We start from the raw sequence: 20,606 nt of genomic DNA, 5'->3' as shown, positions 1-20,606 counted from the left end.
GGCGGTTATCCCTTCACGGCGCCCGCGGTGAGGCCCGCGGCCATCTTGCGCTGGACGAGGAGGAAGAGGACGACGATCGGCACGGCCATCATGGTGGAGCCGGCCATCATCGGGGCGTATTCGGTGCCGTGCTTGGTGGTGAAGTTGCCGAGCCAGACGGTCGCGGTCTGGTTCTGCTGGCTCATCAGCATCAGGGCGTAGAGGTACTCGTTCCACGCCTGGATGAAGCCGTAGACCGAGGTCGCCACCATGCCCGGCGCGAGCAGGGGGAACACGACGCGGAGGAAGGCGGTGGTGCGGGAGCAGCCGTCGACCATGGCCGCCTCCTCCAGTTCGCGCGGGATGTTGACGATGAAGCCGCGCAGGGTCCACACGGTGAACGGGAGGATGAACGTCAGGTAGGTGATGATCAGGCCGGTGAGGCGGTCGTACTGGCCGAGGTCGTTCAGGAGCAGGAAGACCGGGATGATCATCGCGACCAGCGGGACCATCTGCACCGCCAGGATGCCGACGATGACCACCTTGCGGCCGCGGAAGGCGAACCGGGAGATGGCGAGGGCGGCCAGCATGCCCACGACGATGCCGATCACGACCACGGTCAGGGACACGATGAGGCTGCGGCCGACCGGGCCCCAGAAGTCGGCGATGTCCAGCGCCCGGCCGAAGTTGGCGAAGGTGATCGACGTCGGCAGCAGGCTGGGGTCGGGGTCGATCGCGTCCTTGGCGGGCTTGAACGCCGTGTTGAGCATCCAGTAGACGGGGAAGCCCGCGGTGACGAAGACGAACAGCCCGAGGAGGTTCCAGCCGAGCTTCGGCTTCCGGGGGCCGGAGCGGCCCTTCGTGGGGGCGATCGCGCTCGTGCCGCTCATTCGACCTCTCCGATCTTCAGCATCTGGCGCATGTAGACACCGATCACGCCGAGCAGCAGCAGCACGGTCAGCAGTGCGATGGCCGAGCCCTGCGCGTAGTCGTTGACCACGAACGCCCTGTCGTACGAGTAGGTCGTGAGCAACTGGAACTCGGCCTCCGGGTGGCCGTTGCGCATGACGAAGACCTGGGGGAAGACGCCCATGTCCCAGATGACGGAGAGGGTCGTGAGCATCACGATGATGGGCTTGAGGATGGGGAGCGTGACGTAGCGGAACACGCCCCACGCGCCGGCGCCGTCGAGGCGGGCGGCCTCCTCCAACTCCTTGGGGACCTGGGTGAGTCCGGCGCTGAGGGTGATGACGACGAACGGCACCGCGCCCCACACCACGAGGAGCGTGATGACGGCCAGGCCCTCGGGGCCGCTGGCGAACCAGTTGTGGCCGATCATGTCGACGCCGGGGAGCTTGCTGAGGAGGGCGTTGAAGATGCCGTAGTCGGAGTCGAACAGCCACTTGAAGACGGTGGTGGCGACGATGATGGGCATGCCCCAGCTCGCCACGAGCGCGATGTTGACGAGCGTCTTGACCCAGCCGGAGACGCGCTGGAGCAGCAGGGCGACCGCCATGCCGATGACCATCGTGAACACGACGCAGGCGGCGGCGAAGACGATGGTCCGGACGACCACCGACCAGAACTCGCCGTCCTCCAGCACCTTGGAGAAGTTGTCGAACCCGACCGACTCGGCGGGCTTGAACCCCCACAGCTGGGACTGGCCGAACTCCTGGAAGGACAGGGTGACGAGGCGGACCAGCGGGTAGCCGAGGACGACGGCGAGAATCAGCAGGCAGGGGGCGAGGAGGGCCCAGGGGACCGCGGCTCCTCCCGCCGAACGTCTGGCCGAACGCCCGGTGACCACCGGCGGAGGTGGCGCGGGCGGCGCCGGCCGCGCGGGCGGCACCTTCGCGGGGGCGGTCGTGTCTGCGGCACTCATCGCGCACTCCTAAGCAGATGAAGGAGGGGCCGGCAGCAGCGCCCCCGAAGGGGCGCGGGAAACTGCGCGACCAGCCACGACGCACCGGCACCGAACCGACACCCCATCGCGGCACTTTCGTAGATCACCCACCGGCCGAACCGGTGTCTGCAACCGGTCGACCCGGTGTCCGCAACCGGCGGACCCGATGTCTTCGACCGGGCGACCCGATGTCTTCGACCGGGCGACCTGATGTCTTCGACCGGCGGCCAACCCGGTGTCCCCCACCGGCCGACCGCCGGGCCACCCCCGGCCGGGCCCGGCCACCACGGCCGGGCCCCGACCGACGGGTCACCGTCACTCGTTGTTGATGACCTTGTCGATCTCGGCGTCCGCTTCCTTCGCGGCCTCCTCGACCGACTTCTTGCCGGTGCCGATGGACTGCAGCATCGTCTGCAGGATCTGGGCCTTCTCGACCTGTCCCCAGCCGGGCGCCATCGGGACGAACCAGTTGGACTCGGCCGCGGTGGCCGGAACCGCCGTCGCCGGGTCGTCCTTCAGCGTGGCGAGGTCGGTCTTGTTGTTGGGCAGGTTGCCCTTCCCCATCAGCCCCTTCTGGCCGGCGGGCCCGGTGAAGGCGTTGATCCACTCGGCGGCGACGGTCTGCGCGTCGGACTTCACCGGGACGGCGAGGTCGCTGCCGCCGAGGAAGACGGGCAGGTTCTTCCCGGACGGGCCGGGCATCACGAAGTTCTCGACGTTGCCTTCGAGCTTGCCGGTCTTGTCGTTCTCCTTGGCCGCGGCGGTCGCGCCCTCCCAGGCGGGGGCGAAGATCATGCCGGACTTGCCCTGCCCGTAGACGATGTACCGGTCGGACTCGTCCTTGGTCTTGTCGCCGTGCATGTACGTGTCGACGACGTTCTTGAACTCGCCGAGCCCCTTGCGGGATTCGGGCGAGGAGAGGTTGGCCTTCCACTTGCCGCCCGACTCGACGGCGATGGAGCCGCCGGCGTCGTACACGAAGGACATGGCCGCGTACCAGTCGCGGGTGGGCTGGTACCAGGCGCTGAACTTGGCGCCCTGCTTCTTCTGCACCTTGTCGAGGGCGGCGGTGAGTTCGGCGTACGTCTTCGGCGGGGACTTGACGCCCGCGGCGGCGAAGACGTCCTTGCGCCAGTTGGCGACGCGGCCACCGGCGTAGTACGGGACGCCGTAGGTCTTGCCCTCGTAGGTGACGGAGGCCTTGAGGCCGTCGAGCCAGGCGTCCGCGTTGTCGAACTTCGCCGCGTCGAGGGGGGCGAAGGCACCCTTGACCATGTAGGCGAGCATCTCCGTGTTGCCCATCTCGACCACGTCGGGGGCCTTGTCGGTGGCGAGGACGGCGTCGAGCTTGGCGTTCTTGTCGGGCCAGCCGTAGTACTCGTGCGTGATGGTGATGCCGGGGTGCTTCTTCTCGATCGCCGCGTCGGCGGCCTTGACCAGCTCGGGCCAGTTGTTCTGCGCGTCCACCGTGAGCCAGACCGTCAGCTCCTTGGTGTCGGCGCCGGTGTCCGAGCTCTTCTTCTCGCCGCCCCCGCACGCCGCGATGGAGACCATCATGCCCGCGACACAGATCGCGGTCGTCAGCTTCCTCTTCACGCCACCCTCCTCAGGGATGCCATTGCTCAGGGATGCCACAAACCCCCCTGCTCCCCGCGGTGACAGGACGTACCGCCCCTGGGGCCAGGACCTGGACCAATGGTGTAGACCAGTAGGCGGAGCTTGGCTCAGACCATTCGCTGTGTCAAGAGCGCTCGAACCCCCTCTCACCAGCCGTTATGCGACCTACATATGCAGGAACCTTTATGTAATAAGCCAGCGAAAACAGCGCCGCTTGAGCCACACTCTTCGGGTAGACCACTGCACCGCTGCGGAGTGGACCAGTCAGGACTCCTTCGTGGACTAGACCAGCGGGGCCCGCAGGGGTATACAGAGGGATCACGCCACGAAGACCGGGAAGGCGGAGCATGAGCACCGACGTCAGCAGTGCGGAGAACGAGAACGGGGCGACCGTCCGTACCGCACGCGTGCCCAAGTACTACCGCCTGAAGAAGCACCTGCTCGACATGACCGAGACGCTTCCGCCCGGCACGCCGGTGCCGCCGGAGCGCACCCTCGCCGCCGAGTTCGACACCTCGCGCACGACCGTGCGGCAGGCGCTGCAGGAGCTGGTGGTCGAGGGGCGGCTGGAGCGCATCCAGGGCAAAGGCACGTTCGTCGCGAAGCCGAAGGTCTCCCAGGCACTGCAACTCACCTCGTACACGGAGGACATGCGCGCCCAGGGCCTCGAACCGACGTCCCAGCTGCTCGACATCGGCTACATCACCGCCGACGACACGCTCGCGGGGCAGCTCGACATCACCGCCGGCGGCCGGGTCCTGCGCATCGAGCGCCTCCGCATGGCCAACGGCGAGCCGATGGCCATCGAGACGACCCACCTGAGCGCCAAGCGCTTTCCGGCCCTGCGCAGATCACTGGTCAAGTACACCTCCCTGTACACCGCGCTCGCCGAGGTGTACGACGTCCGTCTCGCCGAGGCCGAGGAGACCATCGAGACCTCGCTGGCCACCCCGCGCGAGGCCGGCCTGCTGGGCACGGACGTCGGCCTGCCGATGCTGATGCTCTCCCGGCACTCGCTGGACATGGAGGGCCAGCCGGTGGAGTGGGTGCGGTCGGTGTACCGGGGCGACCGCTACAAGTTCGTGGCGAGGCTCAAGCGCCCGCAGGACTGAACCGGTCGGGGCGGCCGCGGTGGCTGAGTCTTTGGGCGCGCCGCCTGGCTGAGCCCCTCGGGGCGCCCGCCCGGCTGAGCCCCTCGGGGCGCCCGCCTGGCTGAGCCTCTCGGGTCCCCGGCGGCGCGCGTGACCGGTGGTGCCCGGCAGCGCGCGCCACAGGTGGTGCACGCGGTGTGGCGCGAGCGCCGCTCCTGTTCTACGGTCCTTGCGTCGCCCCACCGACACGGAGGCCCCGCTGTGCGTATACCCGCGCGCGATCCCGGCACGGTGGTGTCGCGCCCCGAGGGCAGTCCGAGCGTCCGCGGACGGATCGCCAGGAAACGGGCCCCGGCCAGGAGTTCCGCCGCCGCTGAACACACAACCTCCGCATCCGTTATCCGGACAAGGGGTTCCGGACGACGGAACCTGTCCCTTACATTTCCTGCGCGTCGAGCACGTGATCAGTGGCGATCAATGGCGACCAGCGAGGGGACGGAACCGGGACATGTCAGAAGCGCCTGAAGTGGGACCACCGGTGGTGACACCTGTCAGAGTCGTCATCGCCCTGTGTCTGCTCGCCCCGTTCGTGGCGATGCTCTGGGTCGGCTCGTACGCGAAGACGGACCCGGCGTTCATCGGCATCCCGTTCTTCTACTGGTACCAGATGGCCTGGGTGCTCGTCTCCACCGCGCTCACGGCCACCGCGTACGTGCTGTGGCAGCGTGACCAGCGCGCCCGCAGGTCCGCGACGCGGGGCGGGGGTGTCGCGAAGTGAAGGACGGCGTGAACGGCGTGGCACTCGCCGTCTTCATCTTCTTCTTCCTGGCCGTCACGGTCATGGGCTTCCTGGCCGCGCGCTGGCGCAAGGCCGAGAACGAGCACAGCCTCGACGAATGGGGCCTCGGCGGCCGGTCGTTCGGCACCTGGGTCACCTGGTTCCTGCTCGGCGGCGACCTCTACACGGCGTACACCTTCGTCGCCGTCCCCGCGGCGATCTACGCGGCGGGCGCGGCCGGCTTCTTCGCCGTGCCGTACACGATCCTGGTCTACCCGCTGATCTTCACGTTCCTGCCGCGCCTGTGGTCGGTCTCCCACAAGCACGGCTATGTGACGACCTCGGACTTCGTGCGCGGCCGCTTCGGGTCCAAGGGCCTGTCGCTGGCGGTGGCCCTCACCGGCATCCTGGCGACGATGCCGTACATCGCCCTCCAACTCGTCGGCATCCAGGCCGTACTGGACGTGATGGGCGTGGGCGGCGGCGAGAACACGAACTGGTTCGTGAAGGACCTGCCGCTGCTGATCGCGTTCGGCGTCCTGGCGGCCTACACCTACTCCTCCGGCCTCCGGGCGCCCGCCCTGATCGCGTTCGTGAAGGACACCCTGATCTACCTCGTCATCGCGGTGGCGATCATCTACATCCCGATCAAGCTCGGCGGCTTCGACGACATCTTCGCCAAGGCCGGCGAGGCGTACAGCCAGACCAACCCGGCGACGGACAAACCCCGCGGGGCCCTCGTCCCCGGCGACGCCAACCAGTGGACGTACGCGACGCTGGCCCTCGGCTCCGCGCTGGCGCTCTTCATGTACCCGCACTCGATCACGGCGACGCTGTCGTCCAGGAGCCGCGAGGTCATCCGCCGCAACACGACGATCCTGCCGCTGTACTCGCTGATGCTGGGCCTGCTCGCCCTGCTGGGCTTCATGGCGATCGCGGCCGGCATCCAGGTGCAGAACGGCCAACTGGCGATCCCGCAGCTGTTCGAGACGATGTTCCCCGACTGGTTCGCGGGCGTGGCCTTCGCGGCCATCGGCATCGGCGCGCTGGTCCCCGCGGCGATCATGTCCATCGCGGCGGCGAACCTCTTCACCCGCAACATCTACAAGGACTTCATCAAGCCGGACGCCACACCCGCGCAGGAGACCAAGGTCTCCAAGCTGGTGTCCCTGCTGGTGAAGGTGGGCGCCCTGGCCTTCGTCCTCACCATGGACAAGACCGTCGCCATCAACTTCCAGCTCCTCGGCGGCATCTGGATCCTCCAGACCTTCCCGGCGCTCGTGGGCGGCCTGTTCACCCGCTGGTGCCACCGCTGGGCCCTGCTCGCGGGCTGGGCCGTCGGCATGCTGTACGGGACGATCGCCGCGTACGGCGTGGCCTCCCCCACGCAGAAGCACTTCGGCGGCTCGTCCGCGGAGATCCCCGGCATCGGCGAGATCGGCTACATCGGCCTGACCGCCTTCGTCCTCAACGTCGTGGTCACGGTGGTCCTCACCTTCGCCCTGCGCGCGTTCAACGCCCCGGACGGCATCGACGAGACCAGCCCCGAGGACTACACGGCGGACGCGGGCGACCGTGGCGTCCAGGTGGAACTGCCTCCGGCGACGGCGGGGACGAGCCACTAGGTCGGGGCGGGGGCGCGGGGCGGGAAGGTTGCCCTTTCGCCCCCGGCCCGCAGGGCCTGGTTTGTCAGGGGGGCGGGGAACTGCGCGACCAGCCCCCACCCACCCGCACCCGTGGAACTCACCTCGGGGTCGAAGGGGCAGCGCCCCTGGTGAAGGGACGGGTAGGGGCGGCGGGGGCGCACAACGCCCGGCTACGCTGACGACGTGACCGTTCGCGCACCGATCGTCCTGGACAGCGACCCCGGTATCGACGACGCCGTAGCCCTGCAGTACCTCCTCGGCACAGGCCTGTGGGACCTCAAGGCCTACACCTCGGTAGGCGGCAACCTCCCCGCCGAAGCGACCTACGCCAACGCCCGAGCCCTCTCCCGAGCCCTCCGCATCGACGGCGACATCCCCGTGCACCGAGGCGCGGGCCGCCCCCTCTCCTCCCTCCCCTACCGAGAGGCATCCGCCTTCCACGGCCCGGCGGGCCTCGGCGACGAGACGCTGCCCGACTCCACGGCCCCGCACCCGACGGAGTCGTCCGCACAGGCCCTGCTCCGCCTCTCCCGCGCGTACGAGGGCGAGCTGACGGTGTGCGCCACCGGCCCCCTCACGAACATCGCCGTCGCCCTGCTCGAAGACCCCCACTTCGCCCACCGCGTCGCCAGATTCGTGTTCATGGGCGGCGCCGCCCAGGTGCCGGGAAACATCACCCCGGTCGCCGAGTTCAACATCTGGGCCGACCCCGACGCGGCCGAGATCGTGCTCTCCTCCGGCATCCCGTTCACCATGGTCGACCTGGACGCCTCGCACCGCTGGCTGTTCCGCCCCGCCGACCTCGCCGCGCTGGAGGCGGCAGGCCCGGGCACGGCACTCGCCGCCCGGCTGATGCGCACGTACATGGACGCCTACACCCGCCACGGCGGAGACGGCACCTGTCCGCTGCACGATCCGCTGGCCGTGGGGGTGTGCGGGGACGAGGCGTTCGTGGCGGCCGCCGAGGGCGCCGTCGTCGTCGAATGCGCGAGCGAACTCACCCGGGGTCAGACCGTGTTCGTGCCGGCCACCGCCCGGCGCGTCTATTACTCCGAGTCCCCCGCCCTGACCGCCCGCCTGCGCGCCACCGGCCGCGTGGCCCTGGGGCCGGGCACCCGCGATTTCAGCGAGGACTTCGTGGCGACGCTGCCGCTGTGGCCGGCGGTGGCCTGACCGGCTCGTCCCCTCCCGACCGGGCGCCGTGGGCCGCCGGATCAGATCATCCGACAGGCGACAGCCTCTGTGGACAACCCGGGCCGCGCCAAGGCGTCCCTGATGCACACTGCGACGCATGGACATCACGATCACTTACGCGGGAGAGGCCATCGCCTCCACGAACGCCCGGGCTTCACCCGCACACCCGAGCGCGAACGGAGCCCCATCCCCGAGGCCCCCGACATCACTCCGATCACCTATGAGTTGACGCTCCGACACCCTGCGCAGCCGAATGCGACACAACATGTGGGGGTGACACCGCGCACCGGCACTAGATGTATGCTCATGCTCGCTGTCGCCACAGGGGAATCCGGTGCGAATCCGGAACTGTCCCGCAACGGTGTACTCGCGTGCGTTCATGCCCTTTCGCGCACGCCTGTTCAGTCCGAACACCTGTCGACAGCGCGCCCGGCCGTCCGGTCCGGGTGCCTGACGTCCGGGCCTCGTGGAATGGGCCGGTGGACGCGACGCCCCCGTGCGCTCGTGAGCTGCCGCCCGCCCTCCGCCAGGCCTCTTGCCGAGCGAGGGAGAGCCCCACGTGACCATCGCGCCAGCCGACCCGGTTGCAGCCGACCTGGCTTCAGCCGACCCGGCGACGGAGACCGACAGTCCCGGTTCCGCGTTGCTGCGGATCCTGACCGAGCTGACCGTCGACCTCCCCGACGCCGACCCCGGCCGGGTCGTCGCCGCCGCGCTGCGCGGCCGGTCCTCACGCGGTGCCTCCGCCGAGATGGTCGTGGAGCTGCGCGAGCTGGCCACGGAGGCGGCCGCCGGTCTGATCTCCGAGGACCCCGCCTACTCCAAGCTCGCCGCGCGGCTGCTGGCCATCGGCATCCGCGACGAGGCCGCCTCGCAGGGCGTCACCACGTTCACCGAGTCCATCACCGTGGGCCACCGGGAGGGTCTCGTCGCCGACCGCACCGCGGAGTTCGCGCGCGTGCACGCCGAGCGTCTCGACGCCCTGGTCGACCCGGACGGCGACGACCGCTTCGGCTACTTCGGCCTCCGTACCCTGCACAGCCGCTATCTGCTCCGGCACCCCCTCACCCGCAAGGTCGTCGAGACGCCCCAGCACTTCATGCTGCGGGTGGCGAGCGGCCTGGCCGAGGACGACACCACGAGGGCCGTGGACGAGGTCGCCGCGCTCTACCGCCTCATGAGCCGCCTCGACTACCTCCCCTCCTCCCCCACACTCTTCAACTCCGGCACCCGCCACCCCCAGATGTCGTCCTGCTACCTCCTCGACTCCCCGCTGGACGAGCTGGACTCCATCTACGACCGCTACCACCAGGTCGCCCGCCTCTCGAAGCACGCCGGCGGCATCGGTCTGTCCTACTCCCGCATCCGCTCGCGCGGTTCGCTGATCCGGGGCACCAACGGGCACTCCAACGGCATCGTGCCGTTCCTGAAGACGCTGGACGCCTCGGTCGCCGCCGTGAACCAGGGCGGGCGGCGCAAGGGCGCGGCCGCGGTGTACCTGGAGACCTGGCACTCCGACATCGAGGAGTTCCTGGAGCTGCGCGACAACACCGGCGAGGACGCCCGCCGTACGCACAACCTGAACCTGGCGCACTGGATCCCGGACGAGTTCATGCGCCGGGTGAACGCCGACGAGCAGTGGTCGCTGTTCTCCCCGGCCGACGTGCCCGAGCTGGTCGACCTGTGGGGCGAGGAGTTCGAGGCGGCCTACCGCAAGGCGGAGGCGAACGGCCTGGCGAGGAAGACGATCGCCGCCCGTGATCTGTACGGCCGCATGATGCGCACCCTCGCGCAGACCGGCAACGGCTGGATGACCTTCAAGGACGCGGCCAACCGCACGGCCAACCAGACGGCCGAGCGGGGCCACGTCGTCCACTCCTCCAACCTCTGCACGGAGATCCTGGAGGTCACGGACGACGGGGAGACGGCGGTCTGCAACCTGGGCTCGGTGAACCTGGGCGCGTTCGTCGACCGGGCGGCCGGCGACATGGACTGGCAGCGGCTGGACGAGACCGTCCGCACCGCCGTCACCTTCCTCGACCGCGTCGTCGACATCAACTTCTACCCCACCGAGCAGGCGGGCCGCTCCAACGCCAGGTGGCGCCCGGTCGGCCTCGGCGCGATGGGCCTCCAGGACGTCTTCTTCCAGCTGCGCCTGCCCTTCGACTCCCCCGAGGCGAAGGCACTGTCCACCCGGATCGCCGAACGGATCATGCTCGCCGCGTACGAGGCCTCCGCCGACCTCGCCGAGCGCAACGGCCCGCTGCCGGCCTGGGAGAAGACCCGCACGGCCCGTGGTGTGCTGCACCCCGACCACTACGACGTCGAGCCGGCCTGGCCGGAGCGCTGGGCGGCCCTGCGCGAGCGCGTCGCGGCGACCGGCATGCGCAACTCGCTGCTCCTCGCCATCGCGCCGACGGCCACCATCGCCTCGATCGCCGGTGTGTACGAGTGCATCGAGCCGCAGGTGTCCAACCTGTTCAAGCGCGAGACGCTGTCCGGTGAGTTCCTCCAGGTCAACTCGTATCTGGTGAAGGACCTGAAGGAGCTGGGCGTCTGGGACGCGCGCACCCGGGAGGCGCTGCGCGAGTCGGGCGGCTCGGTGCAGGACTTCGCGTGGATCCCGGAGGACGTCAGGGCCCTGTACCGGACGGCCTGGGAGATCCCGCAGCGCGGCCTGATCGACATGGCCGCCGCCCGCACCCCGTATCTCGACCAGTCGCAGTCGCTGAACCTGTTCCTGGAGACGCCGACCATCGGCAAGCTCTCCTCGATGTACGCGTACGCCTGGAAGTCGGGTCTGAAGACCACGTACTACCTGCGCTCGCGCCCGGCGACCCGGATCGCCCGCGCGGCGCAGGGCCAGGCCCGGCAGCCCGAGACGACCATCCCCCTGCAGCAGGCCACCTCCGAAGAGGCCGTCGCCTGCTCCCTTGAGAACCCCGAGTCCTGCGAGGCCTGCCAGTGATGCCCAGCAACCAGAACCTGCTCGACCCCGGCTTCGAGCTGACTCTCCGCCCCATGCGCTACCCGGACTTCTACGAGCGTTACCGGGACGCGATCAAGAACACCTGGACCGTCGAGGAGGTCGACCTCCACTCGGACGTCGCGGACCTCGCGAAGCTGTCCGAGGGCGAGCAGCACATGATCGGCCGCCTGGTCGCGTTCTTCGCGACGGGCGACTCGATCGTGGCGAACAACCTCGTGCTGACCCTCTACAAGCACATCAACTCCCCCGAGGCGCGGCTCTATCTGAGCCGTCAGCTCTTCGAGGAGGCCGTGCACGTCCAGTTCTATCTGACCCTGCTGGACACCTACCTGCCCGACCCGGCGGACCGGGCGGCGGCCTTCGCGGCGGTGGAGAACATCCCGTCCATCCGGGAGAAGGCGGAGTTCTGCTTCAAATGGATGGACTCGGTGGAGAAGCTGGACCGCCTGGAGTCCAAGGCCGACCGCCGCCGCTTCCTGCTCAACCTGATCTGCTTCGCCGCCTGCATCGAGGGCCTGTTCTTCTACGGCGCCTTCGCGTACGTCTACTGGTTCCGCAGCCGGGGGCTGCTGCACGGTCTGGCGACGGGCACCAACTGGGTGTTCCGCGACGAGACCATGCACATGTCCTTCGCCTTCGAGGTGGTGGACACCGTCCGCAAGGAGGAGCCGGAGCTCTTCGACGATCTGCTCCAGCAGCAGGTCACCGACATGCTCAAGGAGGCCGTCGAGGCCGAGCTGCAGTTCGGGCGCGACCTGTGCGGTGACGGTCTGCCGGGCATGAACACCGAGTCGATGCGGCAGTACCTGGAGTGCGTCGCCGACCAGCGGCTCACGCGGCTCGGTTTCGCGCCGGTCTACGGCTCGCAGAACCCGTTCTCCTTCATGGAGCTACAGGGTGTCCAGGAGCTGACCAACTTCTTCGAGCGGCGTCCCTCGGCCTACCAGGTGGCGGTGGAGGGCACCGTCGACCTGGACGAGGACTTCTAGGCCGCCCGGGTCAGCGCTGTGACCTCGTCCCCGGCCGGCGTGACCCGCGCGGTCGTCGTCGTGCCGGGGACGTATCAGCGGCACCGGGCCGCCGCTCAGGCGGCGCGGGCGACGTGGTGCGACGCCCGTCGTTCCTGCGCCCGCCTGAGCTGGCGGTCGACGCGACGGTCGTGCACCACGCCGACGATCGCGGGCAGTGCGACCAGGGCGAGCAGTCCGATGACGGCCAGTGTTCCGATGAGTCCTTGCAGCTGTGTCGTATCCATGGACACCACTTTCGCGCCGAACGCTCCTGGCAAACAGTGGCAGGACTGCCGCACCCCCTCGAATTCCTGCCACTTCCGATGCACACTGGCAGCATGCTGAAAAACGTGGCCACCGTCCTCATGGAGGGCGTGCATCCCTTCGAACTGGGCGTCGTCTGCGAGGTCTTCGGCCTCGACCGCAGCGACGACGGCCTGCCGGTGTACGACTTCGCGGTCGCCTCGGCGGAGGGCGCCACCCTGCGGACGCCCGCCGGGTTCACGGTCTCCACGCCGTACGGGCTGGACCGGCTCGAAGAGGCCGACCTGGTCGTCGTACCGGCGGGCGACAGCTATGTGCACCGGGACTACCCGCCGGAACTGCTGGACGCGCTGCGGCGGGCCACCGACCGGGGCGCGCGGGTGCTGAGCGTGTGTTCGGGGGTGTTCGTGCTCGGCGCGGCCGGGCTGCTGGACGGACGGCCCTGCGCGGTGCACTGGAAGCACGCCGAGGAGCTGGCCCGGCAGTATCCGCGGGCGGTGGTCGAGCCGGACGTGCTGTACGTGGACGCGGATCCGGTGATCACCTCGGCGGGCACGGCGGCCGGCATCGACGCGTGTCTGCACATCGTCCGCAAGGAGCAGGGGCCGGAGGTGGCCAACAAGATCGCCCGGCGGATGGTGGTGCCGCCGCACCGGGACGGCGGTCAGGCGCAGTACATCGAGCGACCGCTGCCCCGCTCTCAGTGCGACACGGTGGGCGAGGTGCTCGTCTGGATGGATCAGCACCTCGACGAGGAGGTCACCGTCGAGCAGCTCGCCGCCCGCGCGCACATGTCCCCCCGCACGTTCGCCCGCCGCTTCCAGCAGGAGACCGGGACCACGCCGTACCGCTGGATCCTGCGTCAACGGGTGCTGCTGGCCCAGCGGTTGCTGGAGGCGACGGACGAGACGGTGGACGGCATCGCCTGGCGCGCCGGCTTCGGTACCGCCGCCGCCCTGCGCCATCAGTTCGTGCAGTCGCTGGGCACGACCCCGCAGGCGTACCGCCGGACCTTCCGGGGCCCGGAGGCGGCCTGAGGACCGGGACCGGCACACGGTGCGGGCCCAGCGCACGGCTCAGTCGTTCGCGACCACGGGGTAGCGGGGCTCGTTCTCGGCCATCTGCCGCAGCGCGTCCTTGCGGTCGCGCTTGGAGAGCCGGTCGATGTACAGGTAGCCGTACAGGTGGTCGGTCTCGTGCTGCAGGCAGCGCGCGAAGTACCCGGTGCCGCGCACCTTGATCGGGTTGCCCTTCTCGTCCTGCCCGGTGACCTCGGCGTAGTCGGGGCGGGCGAGCGGCATGTACGCGGTCGGCACCGACAGGCAGCCCTCGTTGCTGTCGTCCAACCGGCGCGTCTCGGCGGGCAGTTCGACCAGCTTGGGGTTGCAGATCACACCGGTGTGCCGCTTGCCCTCGTCGTCCGGGCAGTCGTAGACGAACACCTTCAGGTCGACGCCGACCTGGTTGGCGGCCAGGCCCACGCCCTCCGCCGTGCGCTGGCTGGCGAACATGTCGTCCACCAGCTTCGCCAGCTCGTCACCGAACTCCGTGACGTCCTTGCACTCCTTGTGCAGCACCGGGTTCCCGACCACGGTGATCGGCAGCGAGGTGCCGCGCTCGCGGTACGCCTGCTCGCGCTCCTCGCAGTCCTCCGTGTCGATGACGAACCCCTCGTCGTCGACGGGGAGCACGCCCTCGCGCTGCTGATCGGTGTCCTGCTGGGCCATGACAGACGTACGCCTTCCTAGAAAAACAGGGGGTGGTGATGCTGATACAGGGTACGGGGATCGCGCCGCTCAGGGGGGCGCCCCGTAAGGGCGCGGAGAACCGCGCGAGCGACCACGACGAACCCGTGGCCGAAAGTGAACCGCCAGCCAAGCCCCTAGCAAACCTCTTCCAGATCCCGCCAGTCCCGGGAATCCGGGCTGTCGGCCACCCACCCGTCCAGCAGCCCCCGCACCAGCGAGGCCGGCGCGGCCACCCCGCACTCCCGTTCGGGCGCCCACAGCTGCCCGTCCGTCACATGCCCGAGCGGCCCGGGATGCCCCGGCTCACTGTGGTCGTGCGGATCGAGATGCTCCCCGTCCCCCTCGTCGGACGGCATCCGCGACTCCGAGCACAGCCGGCACAACAACCGCACCGACGACGACCAGTCCTCCGCCGCGAACCCGGCGTCCGCCGCGAGCCGCTCCAGCGCGTCCCGGTCCGCCTCGGTCGCGGCCTCCAGCAGCACCACCCACGTCGGCACGGGAGAGGGCGCCCACAACTCGATCTCGTCGAACACCGGATACGCGTGCCCCACGGCCGTGGTCCGCTCCCCGTGCGGCACCCCGTCGTGCAGGACGACCTCGCCCCAGCGCCGCCCGGACGACGGCAGCGGAATGGAGAGCACCTCGATCCGGGCGGGGTCGAGCCGCCGCCCCCACACGACCTCGGCCTCACCTTCCGGTGACAGCCGTACGGCCGCGCTGCCGAGGTCCATGCCCACCGGCTCGCCGTTGTCCCCGGGGCCGCTGCCGGGCCTCGGCCGGGACGCGCCACCGGGCACCCGCAGGCCGTACGCCTGCCAGGCGCGGCGGGCCAGCGGCCAGTCCTGCAGCGCGGTCGCGGCGATGCCCACGTTCCACCAGTCGGGCGCCCCGGTCTCCCGGTCGAGCAGCGCGACCGCCCTGAGACCGGCGGCCCGCGCCTGTTCCCAGTCGTGCCGGAACTTGTGCAGCAGGGCCAGGTTGAACCAGGACTCGGACAGCCACGGCTCCAGGTCCGCGGCACGTGTCAACAGTGCGCCCGCGTCCTCGTACCGACCGTCACCGATCAGCGTGAACGCACGATCGGTGGCCTGCCGCCAAGAGGCGGAGGGCCGATGCCGTCCCTTGCCGAAGATCCTCACGATTCCCGCCTGCCAGTTACGGTTCCCGCCTGCCAGTTCCGTCGGAGTGGGCTGGCCGTCGCCCCCGGTACACCCTCTCCCTCGCATCCAACCACGACCGCGTGGAGGGCCGCTCATTACCCATGGGTTACCCCACCGCGGGAAGGGTCAGACAGTCTCTCGACCGTACCGCGCGAGCGATTCCACCACGTCCGGGTGAAAGTCGCGCGCCTCCCGTCGGCGACGGCCCTCCCTCACCCGCGGCGAGCGGCCCTCCGGCCCTGCTGCCCGGACGTTCGCCTCGTATGCCTGCGAAACGACCGCCGTTCGGTGAGCGGGAGGGAAGCGCTCAGGACCGGCGGCGCGCGCGGCCGGTCCCCGCGGGCGACGACGGGATCCGACGGCCGGCACCGCACCGGCGGTCGACGACACCGTCGACACCGCTCGTCTCAGTGCGCCACATCCGCCGCGAGCACCTTGGTGAGCTGTTCCACGGTCGCCGGGGACTCGCGCTGGAAGGCGGCGAAGTCGAGGCCGTCGTCGCCCATGACGGTCAGGAGCGTGCGCTCACCGACCGCGACCACGATGACGTGCCCGGAGCCGCAGCGGACGACGACCTCGCGGAGCGCGCCCACGCCGGACTGGTCGGCCATGCGGCGGCTGACGCCGAGGGTGGCGGCGGCGAGAGCCGCGACGGACTCGGGGTGGACCTTGTCCACGTCGGCGACGACGAGGAGTCCGTCCACGGTGGACAGGACGCTCTCGGCGACGCCCATCACCCGGTCACGCAGCGAGGCCAGGATGCCGGTCAGCGATTCGGTCGATGCGTGTGCGGTCATGGGCACGTGCTCCTTGGTCCAGATGTCTGCGGTGGGTGTGCGGTCCGGCCGGCAGGGGTGTGCCGGGCACGGTGGGTGCCGTGCGGGAGGGTCACGGCACCCCTCAGTCGGAGAGGTGCCCGTCGGACTCGGGGAGAGCCCGCAGCCCGCGGCGGACGCGCCGCAGCATGTCGACGGAGGGTTGGTCGGCGAGCAGTTCCTCGGCCGACAGCAGGGACAGGGGTGGGAAGGGCGGCGGTACGGCCGGGTCGTCCGGCGCCCCCTCCCCGGCGTTCACGGGGCCCGGCACGGCGCCCCGTACGGGTAACGGGGGCAGTCCGGCGGCAGCGCCCCGCACGGGTGACGGGGGCGGTCCCGCGGCAGCCCCCCGCACGGGTGACGGGGGCGATTGCGCCGCACCGCCACCGGCGTCGGTCCGCGCGGCCGTGGCGGATCCACCGGCGCCGGTCGCCGGGGTCGTGGCGCCACCACCGGCGCCGGTCTCCGCCGTCGCGGGGACGGACACGTCGGGCGGCCGGCCGGCCGTCGCGCCACCCGGTTCGGCGGCCGGCGGTCGTCCAGCGGTCGTGGGGACGGGTGCGGTGGCCGGCCGGGCTCCGGCAGGTGGTGGGCGGTCGTCCGCGGCCGCTCCGGGGGCCGAACGCCGTCGGAGGCGTGCGGCCTTGCTGCGTATGCGGCGCTTGCGGGCCGGGTCTTTGTCGGGGCTCACTACCCGTCCTTCGCTCCGAGGTCTCCGATCGGAGAGCCTCCGCCGGGCCTGCGTCTGGGCAGGGGGCCGGCTCTCGGTGACGGCTCCTCGGACGCCGACGGACCCTGCGGGATCCGGGGCGCCGTGCTGGGCCGGCCGTCGGGCTCGGCCCTGTGCTGCCAGCGGATCGCCTGCAGCGATTCCAGCCGGACGAGGTCCAGCATGACCGCGTAGAGGCCGCGCCCCCGGGCGAAGGCGATGTCACGCGGAGTACGGCGGCCGTTCGCGCTCTCGACAAGGTCGCGACGGCGCCGGGTCAGCCGGCCGTCGTGTTCCGCGAAGCCGCGGCCGGTGACCGGCTCGGGCCGGGCACGCGCCAGTTCGCTCGCGGGGCCCCAGATACGCGTCAGCAGCGCCATGCGGCGGGTGGTCTCCTCCGCCAGCCGTCGCGGCTCGATGCCGGGCCGGGCGAGGAGTGTGGGCTGCCGTTCGGTCAACTCCCAGCCGCCGGGCGGGCTGAGCGCCATCGCGAAGGCCCCGTCGAACACGGCCGCCGTGCAGACGACCTCCAGTTCGGCGGCGCCGATCAGACCGGCGGCCGCCAGGTGCGCGTCGAGCAGGTCGGCGTCGGGTTCGGCCGCGCAGGCCGCCAGCCAGGCGTCGTCGTCGATCCGGCCCGAGGAGAGCAGCGCGGATGTCGCGGTCGGCGCGCCCGGTGTCTCGATCGCGCCGATCAGGCCGTCCCGCAGGTGAATCGTGCCACCGGGGGAGCCCGAGACCCGGACCGTGCCGGTATGGCCCTCCTGGTGCAGGGCCTGCAGAAGCGCGGGTACGTTGCGCGCCGAGGGTGTTTTCACGCCAGCACCTCACGGGCCCGGTCGCCGAGGCTGCGCAGCGCCAGGGCCACGTTCGCCCGGTCGCGGTCGAGACCGGCCGCCAGCAACAGCGGGTCTCCGGCCGACCGGTCCACGGTGAGCAGCACCTGATGGCGACGTCCGCTGGTCATGACCACGCTCTCGAACTCCCCCTCGGCTCCCGCCGCGCCGAGGCGCTCGGAGATGAGGGAGGCGAGATCGGAGCACTCCGCCCCCGTCCCCGTCTCGGCGGCGTCACCCGCCGTGGCATAGGTGAGACCCGTGACCGCGTCGACGAGGGCGACGCCGACGACGCCGGGAGAGTCGAGAAGCCGGTCCAAGGAGGTCTGAAGCGCAGGCTTCGTTTCCTCAAGTCCCCCCATTCGCCCTCCACGTTCACGCGCCGCGCAGTACTTTGAACGCCAACTTCCGTAACAAGGCGAAAAGTTGATGTTTGTGACCGGTAGGTCACTGGCGTCGATCGTAGTTGGCCGGACAGTGACCGGTCAGCAGCACTGAGGAATTGGGGCAGCAATATGAACATCGAGACGGCGCTCAAGGAAGCCATGGCTCTCGACGGTGCGGTCGGTGTCGCGCTGGTCGACTACGAGAGCGGCATGTCGCTCGGCACCCTCGGCGGCGGGCAGCACCTCGACCTGGAGCTCGCGGCGGCCGGCAACACCGAGGTGGTGCGCGCCAAGATGCGCACGCTGGCCTCGCTGGACATGAACGACGTGATCGAGGACATCCTGATCACACTCGGCCGGCAGTACCACCTGATCCGCCCGCTGACCAGCAGCAAGGGATCGCTCTTCCTCTACCTGGCACTGGACCGCTCCCGCAGCAACCTGGCACTGGCCCGGCACGGCCTGAAGCGCATCGAGAACGGCCTGGAGGTCTGAGCCCGCTCCACCCCACCGCGTGCCCATGACGGAGCCCGCCTCGCGAACGGCCCCACGGCCGTGCGCGAGGCGGGCTCGCGTGCTCAGCTCTCCCGCGGTGTGACCGGCGAGGCCGCCGTCACGTCGTGCTCGGGCACGGTGTGCCCCGACCGGATCAGATCGATCCGGCCCATCACCTTGGCGCGCAGATCCGTGGGCACGTCGTCCTGCCCGCAGCACCGCTTCACCAGCTTCTTGACGGCCTGTTCGAGCCCGTACTTCTCCAGACAGGGCGAGCACTCCTCGAAGTGGTGCTCGAACTTGGTGCAGTCGGCGTCGGGCATCTCCCGGTCGAGGAACTCGTAGAGATGATCGAGGATCTCGCTGCAATCCGTCTCATGCGGCTCTCCGCAGCTCATGAGCCCGAGCCTTTCGATTCGTTCGACTCTCCGGCGCCGGCCGGGACGAGCCCGCGGTCACGGGCGTAGTCCTCGAGCATGCCGCGCAGTTGACGGCGGCCCCGGTGCAGCCGGGACATCACCGTACCGATGGGTGTCCCCATGATGTCGGCGATCTCCTTGTACGCAAAGCCCTCGACATCCGCGAGATAGACCGCGATGCGGAACTCCTCGGGGATCGCCTGCAACGCCGACTTCACGTCCGAGTCGGGCAGGTGATCGAGCGCCTGTGACTCGGCCGAACGCAGGCCGGTCGACATGTGCGACTCGGCGCGCGCCAGCTGCCAGTCCTCGATCTCCTCGGCCGCGGAGCGCTGGGGTTCGCGCTGCTTCTTGCGGTACGAGTTGATGAAGGTGTTCGTGAGGATGCGGTACAGCCAGGCCTTCAGGTTGGTGCCCTCACGGAACTGATGGAAGGACGCGTACGCCTTCGCGTACGTCTCCTGCACCAGGTCCTCGGCATCGGCCGGGTTGCGCGTCATGCGCAGCGCGGCCGAGTACATCTGGTCGAGGAATTCCAGGGCGTCCCGCTCGAACCGGGCGCTGCGCTCCGCGGCGGTCTCGGTGCCCTCGGGCTGCTCCGCCTGGCCCCGTTCGGTCCCTGCGTCGGTCCCAGTGACCGGACCCACCTCCTCCAGCGTCTGTGCGATACCGAAACCGGTACCACCAGAATCGGAGGATAGACGACGATCCATGCCCGCCGCCGCCCGAACAGGGCCGCTCTTGGCCGCGTGCAGCACCGTCCAGTCCAGGTCAGCGCGGCTGCTGCGGCTCGGGCAATAGGTCGAACCCATGCGGCGGACTTCCTCTCCTACGGCGGTCAGCACGGTCTTTTCGCGCTGTCTGATCCGCACAACAGGGGCACGCCGCTCGGCATTCCCGCCCCCCATCCGCACCGTCATCCGAGTGACGCGATCCACTCCACGACGCCGTCCGTGATCACCGTCAGCGCCTCCTCCTGCCCGAGGGGCGCCCGCTTCGGCACGGCGAACCCGTGATCGCCGTACGGCACCTCCACGAGCCCGTAGGAGCCCTCCGGGAACTCCTCCGGCTTCCCGAACGGATCGTTCCCGCCCTGGACCACGAGGGTGGGCACTCCGGCACCGAGCAGCTCGTCGGCCCGCGACTTCTCCGGCCGGCCCGGCGGGTGCAGCGGAAAGCTCAGCGCCAGTACGGCCACCGCGCCCAGCTCCGTCGCCGTCCGGCAGGCCACCCGGGCCCCGGCGCTGCGCCCGCCCGCGATCACCGGGAGTCCCGGCTCCGCCAGCGCCGGCCACAGTCCCCGCCAGCCCACGTCCAGCGTCTTCGGCGCGGGCGCCAGCTTCTTCCCGGCCACCCGCCACGGCTGCTCCACCAGGGCGACGCTCACTCCGTGCGCGGGGAGCACGGCGGCCAGGGCCCGCAGATCACGGGCCTCGACACCACCGCCGGCACCGTGGCCGACAGCGAGGACGCAGGTCGGTGACTCCGCCTCGTACCAGCTGACGCGGCCGGTACCGGCCTCCGTGTCGATCTCTTCCTTCGCCGCTGCCTCGATCTCGCTCAC

At 70.3% G+C, this 20,606-nt stretch carries 21 protein-coding genes and 1 riboswitch; of the genes, 8 read left to right on the top strand and 13 right to left on the bottom strand.

Going from position 1 to position 20,606, the window contains the following annotated elements; translation table 11 throughout:
• Positions 1-5: 5 nt before the first annotated feature.
• The 3 genes from H4687_RS31280 to H4687_RS31270 form a co-directional block, all read right to left on the bottom strand.
• On the bottom strand, positions 6-869 hold the full coding sequence (locus H4687_RS31280) for a carbohydrate ABC transporter permease (protein WP_046915166.1): 864 nt from the start codon (positions 867-869) through the stop codon (positions 6-8).
• Entirely contained in the window at positions 866-1,861 is a 996-nt protein-coding gene (locus H4687_RS31275) for a carbohydrate ABC transporter permease (RefSeq protein ID WP_046915167.1), read from the bottom strand. The genes H4687_RS31280 and H4687_RS31275 overlap by 4 nt, the downstream gene beginning before the upstream one ends.
• Positions 1,862-2,197: 336 nt before the next feature.
• On the bottom strand, positions 2,198-3,478 hold the full coding sequence (locus H4687_RS31270; RefSeq protein WP_046915168.1) for an extracellular solute-binding protein: 1,281 nt from the start codon (positions 3,476-3,478) through the stop codon (positions 2,198-2,200).
• Between the two features lie 368 nt (positions 3,479-3,846).
• Between H4687_RS31270 and H4687_RS31265 the strand changes: the two genes are divergently transcribed.
• The 6 genes from H4687_RS31265 to H4687_RS31240 all read left to right on the top strand — a co-directional run bounded on the left by H4687_RS31265 (position 3,847) and on the right by H4687_RS31240 (position 12,186).
• A complete protein-coding gene (locus H4687_RS31265; protein WP_005480427.1) occupies positions 3,847-4,611 on the top strand; it encodes a GntR family transcriptional regulator in 765 nt (254 codons plus the stop codon).
• Between the two features lie 487 nt (positions 4,612-5,098).
• Positions 5,099-5,368 (top strand): DUF3311 domain-containing protein, encoded by a 270-nt coding sequence (locus H4687_RS31260; RefSeq protein ID WP_107082340.1) that lies wholly within the window; start codon positions 5,099-5,101, stop codon positions 5,366-5,368.
• Complete coding sequence (mctP, locus tag H4687_RS31255) at positions 5,365-6,993, top strand: monocarboxylate uptake permease MctP (RefSeq protein ID WP_046915170.1); 1,629 nt, start codon at positions 5,365-5,367, stop codon at positions 6,991-6,993. The genes H4687_RS31260 and mctP overlap by 4 nt, the downstream gene beginning before the upstream one ends.
• A gap of 204 nt (positions 6,994-7,197) precedes the next feature.
• Positions 7,198-8,187 (top strand): nucleoside hydrolase, encoded by a 990-nt coding sequence (locus H4687_RS31250; RefSeq protein WP_046918107.1) that lies wholly within the window; start codon positions 7,198-7,200, stop codon positions 8,185-8,187.
• 321 nt (positions 8,188-8,508) lie between these two features.
• Positions 8,509-8,644, top strand: a riboswitch (cobalamin riboswitch).
• A gap of 123 nt (positions 8,645-8,767) precedes the next feature.
• Positions 8,768-11,176, top strand: coding sequence for a ribonucleoside-diphosphate reductase subunit alpha (locus H4687_RS31245; RefSeq protein WP_046918106.1), 2,409 nt, complete (start codon positions 8,768-8,770; stop codon positions 11,174-11,176).
• On the top strand, positions 11,176-12,186 hold the full coding sequence (locus tag H4687_RS31240) for a ribonucleotide-diphosphate reductase subunit beta (RefSeq protein ID WP_046918105.1): 1,011 nt from the start codon (positions 11,176-11,178) through the stop codon (positions 12,184-12,186). Before H4687_RS31245 ends, H4687_RS31240 begins: the two co-directional genes overlap by 1 nt.
• 95 nt (positions 12,187-12,281) lie before the next feature.
• On the opposite strand, the gene H4687_RS31235 is transcribed toward H4687_RS31240, so the two are convergent.
• A complete protein-coding gene (locus tag H4687_RS31235) occupies positions 12,282-12,452 on the bottom strand; it encodes a hypothetical protein (RefSeq protein WP_167358680.1) in 171 nt (56 codons plus the stop codon).
• Positions 12,453-12,545: 93 nt separating this feature from the next.
• On the opposite strand from H4687_RS31235, the gene H4687_RS31230 reads away from it, so the two are divergent.
• Complete coding sequence (locus H4687_RS31230; protein WP_046918108.1) at positions 12,546-13,508, top strand: GlxA family transcriptional regulator; 963 nt, start codon at positions 12,546-12,548, stop codon at positions 13,506-13,508.
• Positions 13,509-13,547: 39 nt separating this feature from the next.
• On the opposite strand, the gene def is transcribed toward H4687_RS31230, so the two are convergent.
• From def to H4687_RS31200, 6 genes are all read right to left on the bottom strand, one after another.
• Positions 13,548-14,198 (bottom strand): peptide deformylase, encoded by a 651-nt coding sequence (gene def, locus H4687_RS31225; RefSeq protein ID WP_005480434.1) that lies wholly within the window; start codon positions 14,196-14,198, stop codon positions 13,548-13,550.
• Positions 14,199-14,353: 155 nt separating this feature from the next.
• Positions 14,354-15,361, bottom strand: coding sequence for a tetratricopeptide repeat protein (locus tag H4687_RS31220; RefSeq protein WP_005480435.1), 1,008 nt, complete (start codon positions 15,359-15,361; stop codon positions 14,354-14,356).
• Between the two features lie 428 nt (positions 15,362-15,789).
• The gene (locus tag H4687_RS31215) at positions 15,790-16,179 is read right to left on the bottom strand and encodes a roadblock/LC7 domain-containing protein (protein ID WP_020113986.1); all 390 of its coding nucleotides are present in this window, start codon (positions 16,177-16,179) and stop codon (positions 15,790-15,792) included.
• A 103-nt stretch (positions 16,180-16,282) separates the two neighbouring features.
• On the bottom strand, positions 16,283-16,888 hold the full coding sequence (locus tag H4687_RS31210) for a hypothetical protein (protein ID WP_159026235.1): 606 nt from the start codon (positions 16,886-16,888) through the stop codon (positions 16,283-16,285).
• Positions 16,888-17,724, bottom strand: a complete 837-nt coding sequence (locus H4687_RS31205) for a DUF4388 domain-containing protein (protein WP_046918102.1) — start codon at positions 17,722-17,724, stop codon at positions 16,888-16,890. Before H4687_RS31205 ends, H4687_RS31210 begins: the two co-directional genes overlap by 1 nt.
• Positions 17,721-18,062 (bottom strand): hypothetical protein, encoded by a 342-nt coding sequence (locus tag H4687_RS31200; protein ID WP_046918101.1) that lies wholly within the window; start codon positions 18,060-18,062, stop codon positions 17,721-17,723. Before H4687_RS31200 ends, H4687_RS31205 begins: the two co-directional genes overlap by 4 nt.
• Before the next feature lie 195 nt (positions 18,063-18,257).
• Between H4687_RS31200 and H4687_RS31195 the strand changes: the two genes are divergently transcribed.
• Complete coding sequence (locus H4687_RS31195; protein WP_013000814.1) at positions 18,258-18,623, top strand: hypothetical protein; 366 nt, start codon at positions 18,258-18,260, stop codon at positions 18,621-18,623.
• Positions 18,624-18,706: 83 nt separating this feature from the next.
• Here H4687_RS31195 and rsrA read toward each other — a convergent pair whose 3' ends face one another.
• From rsrA to H4687_RS31180, 3 genes are all read right to left on the bottom strand, one after another.
• The gene (rsrA, locus tag H4687_RS31190; protein ID WP_046918100.1) at positions 18,707-19,021 is read right to left on the bottom strand and encodes a mycothiol system anti-sigma-R factor; all 315 of its coding nucleotides are present in this window, start codon (positions 19,019-19,021) and stop codon (positions 18,707-18,709) included.
• Positions 19,018-19,689, bottom strand: a complete 672-nt coding sequence (gene sigR / locus H4687_RS31185; protein WP_020113984.1) for an RNA polymerase sigma factor SigR — start codon at positions 19,687-19,689, stop codon at positions 19,018-19,020. Before sigR ends, rsrA begins: the two co-directional genes overlap by 4 nt.
• Before the next feature lie 269 nt (positions 19,690-19,958).
• Positions 19,959-20,606, bottom strand: a complete 648-nt coding sequence (locus tag H4687_RS31180; RefSeq protein WP_046918099.1) for an alpha/beta hydrolase family protein — start codon at positions 20,604-20,606, stop codon at positions 19,959-19,961.

This window comes from Streptomyces stelliscabiei, assembly GCF_014873495.1.
GTDB classification, from domain to species: Bacteria; Actinomycetota; Actinomycetes; order Streptomycetales; family Streptomycetaceae; genus Streptomyces; species Streptomyces bottropensis.
This window is presented reverse-complemented; position numbering and strand designations above follow the sequence as displayed.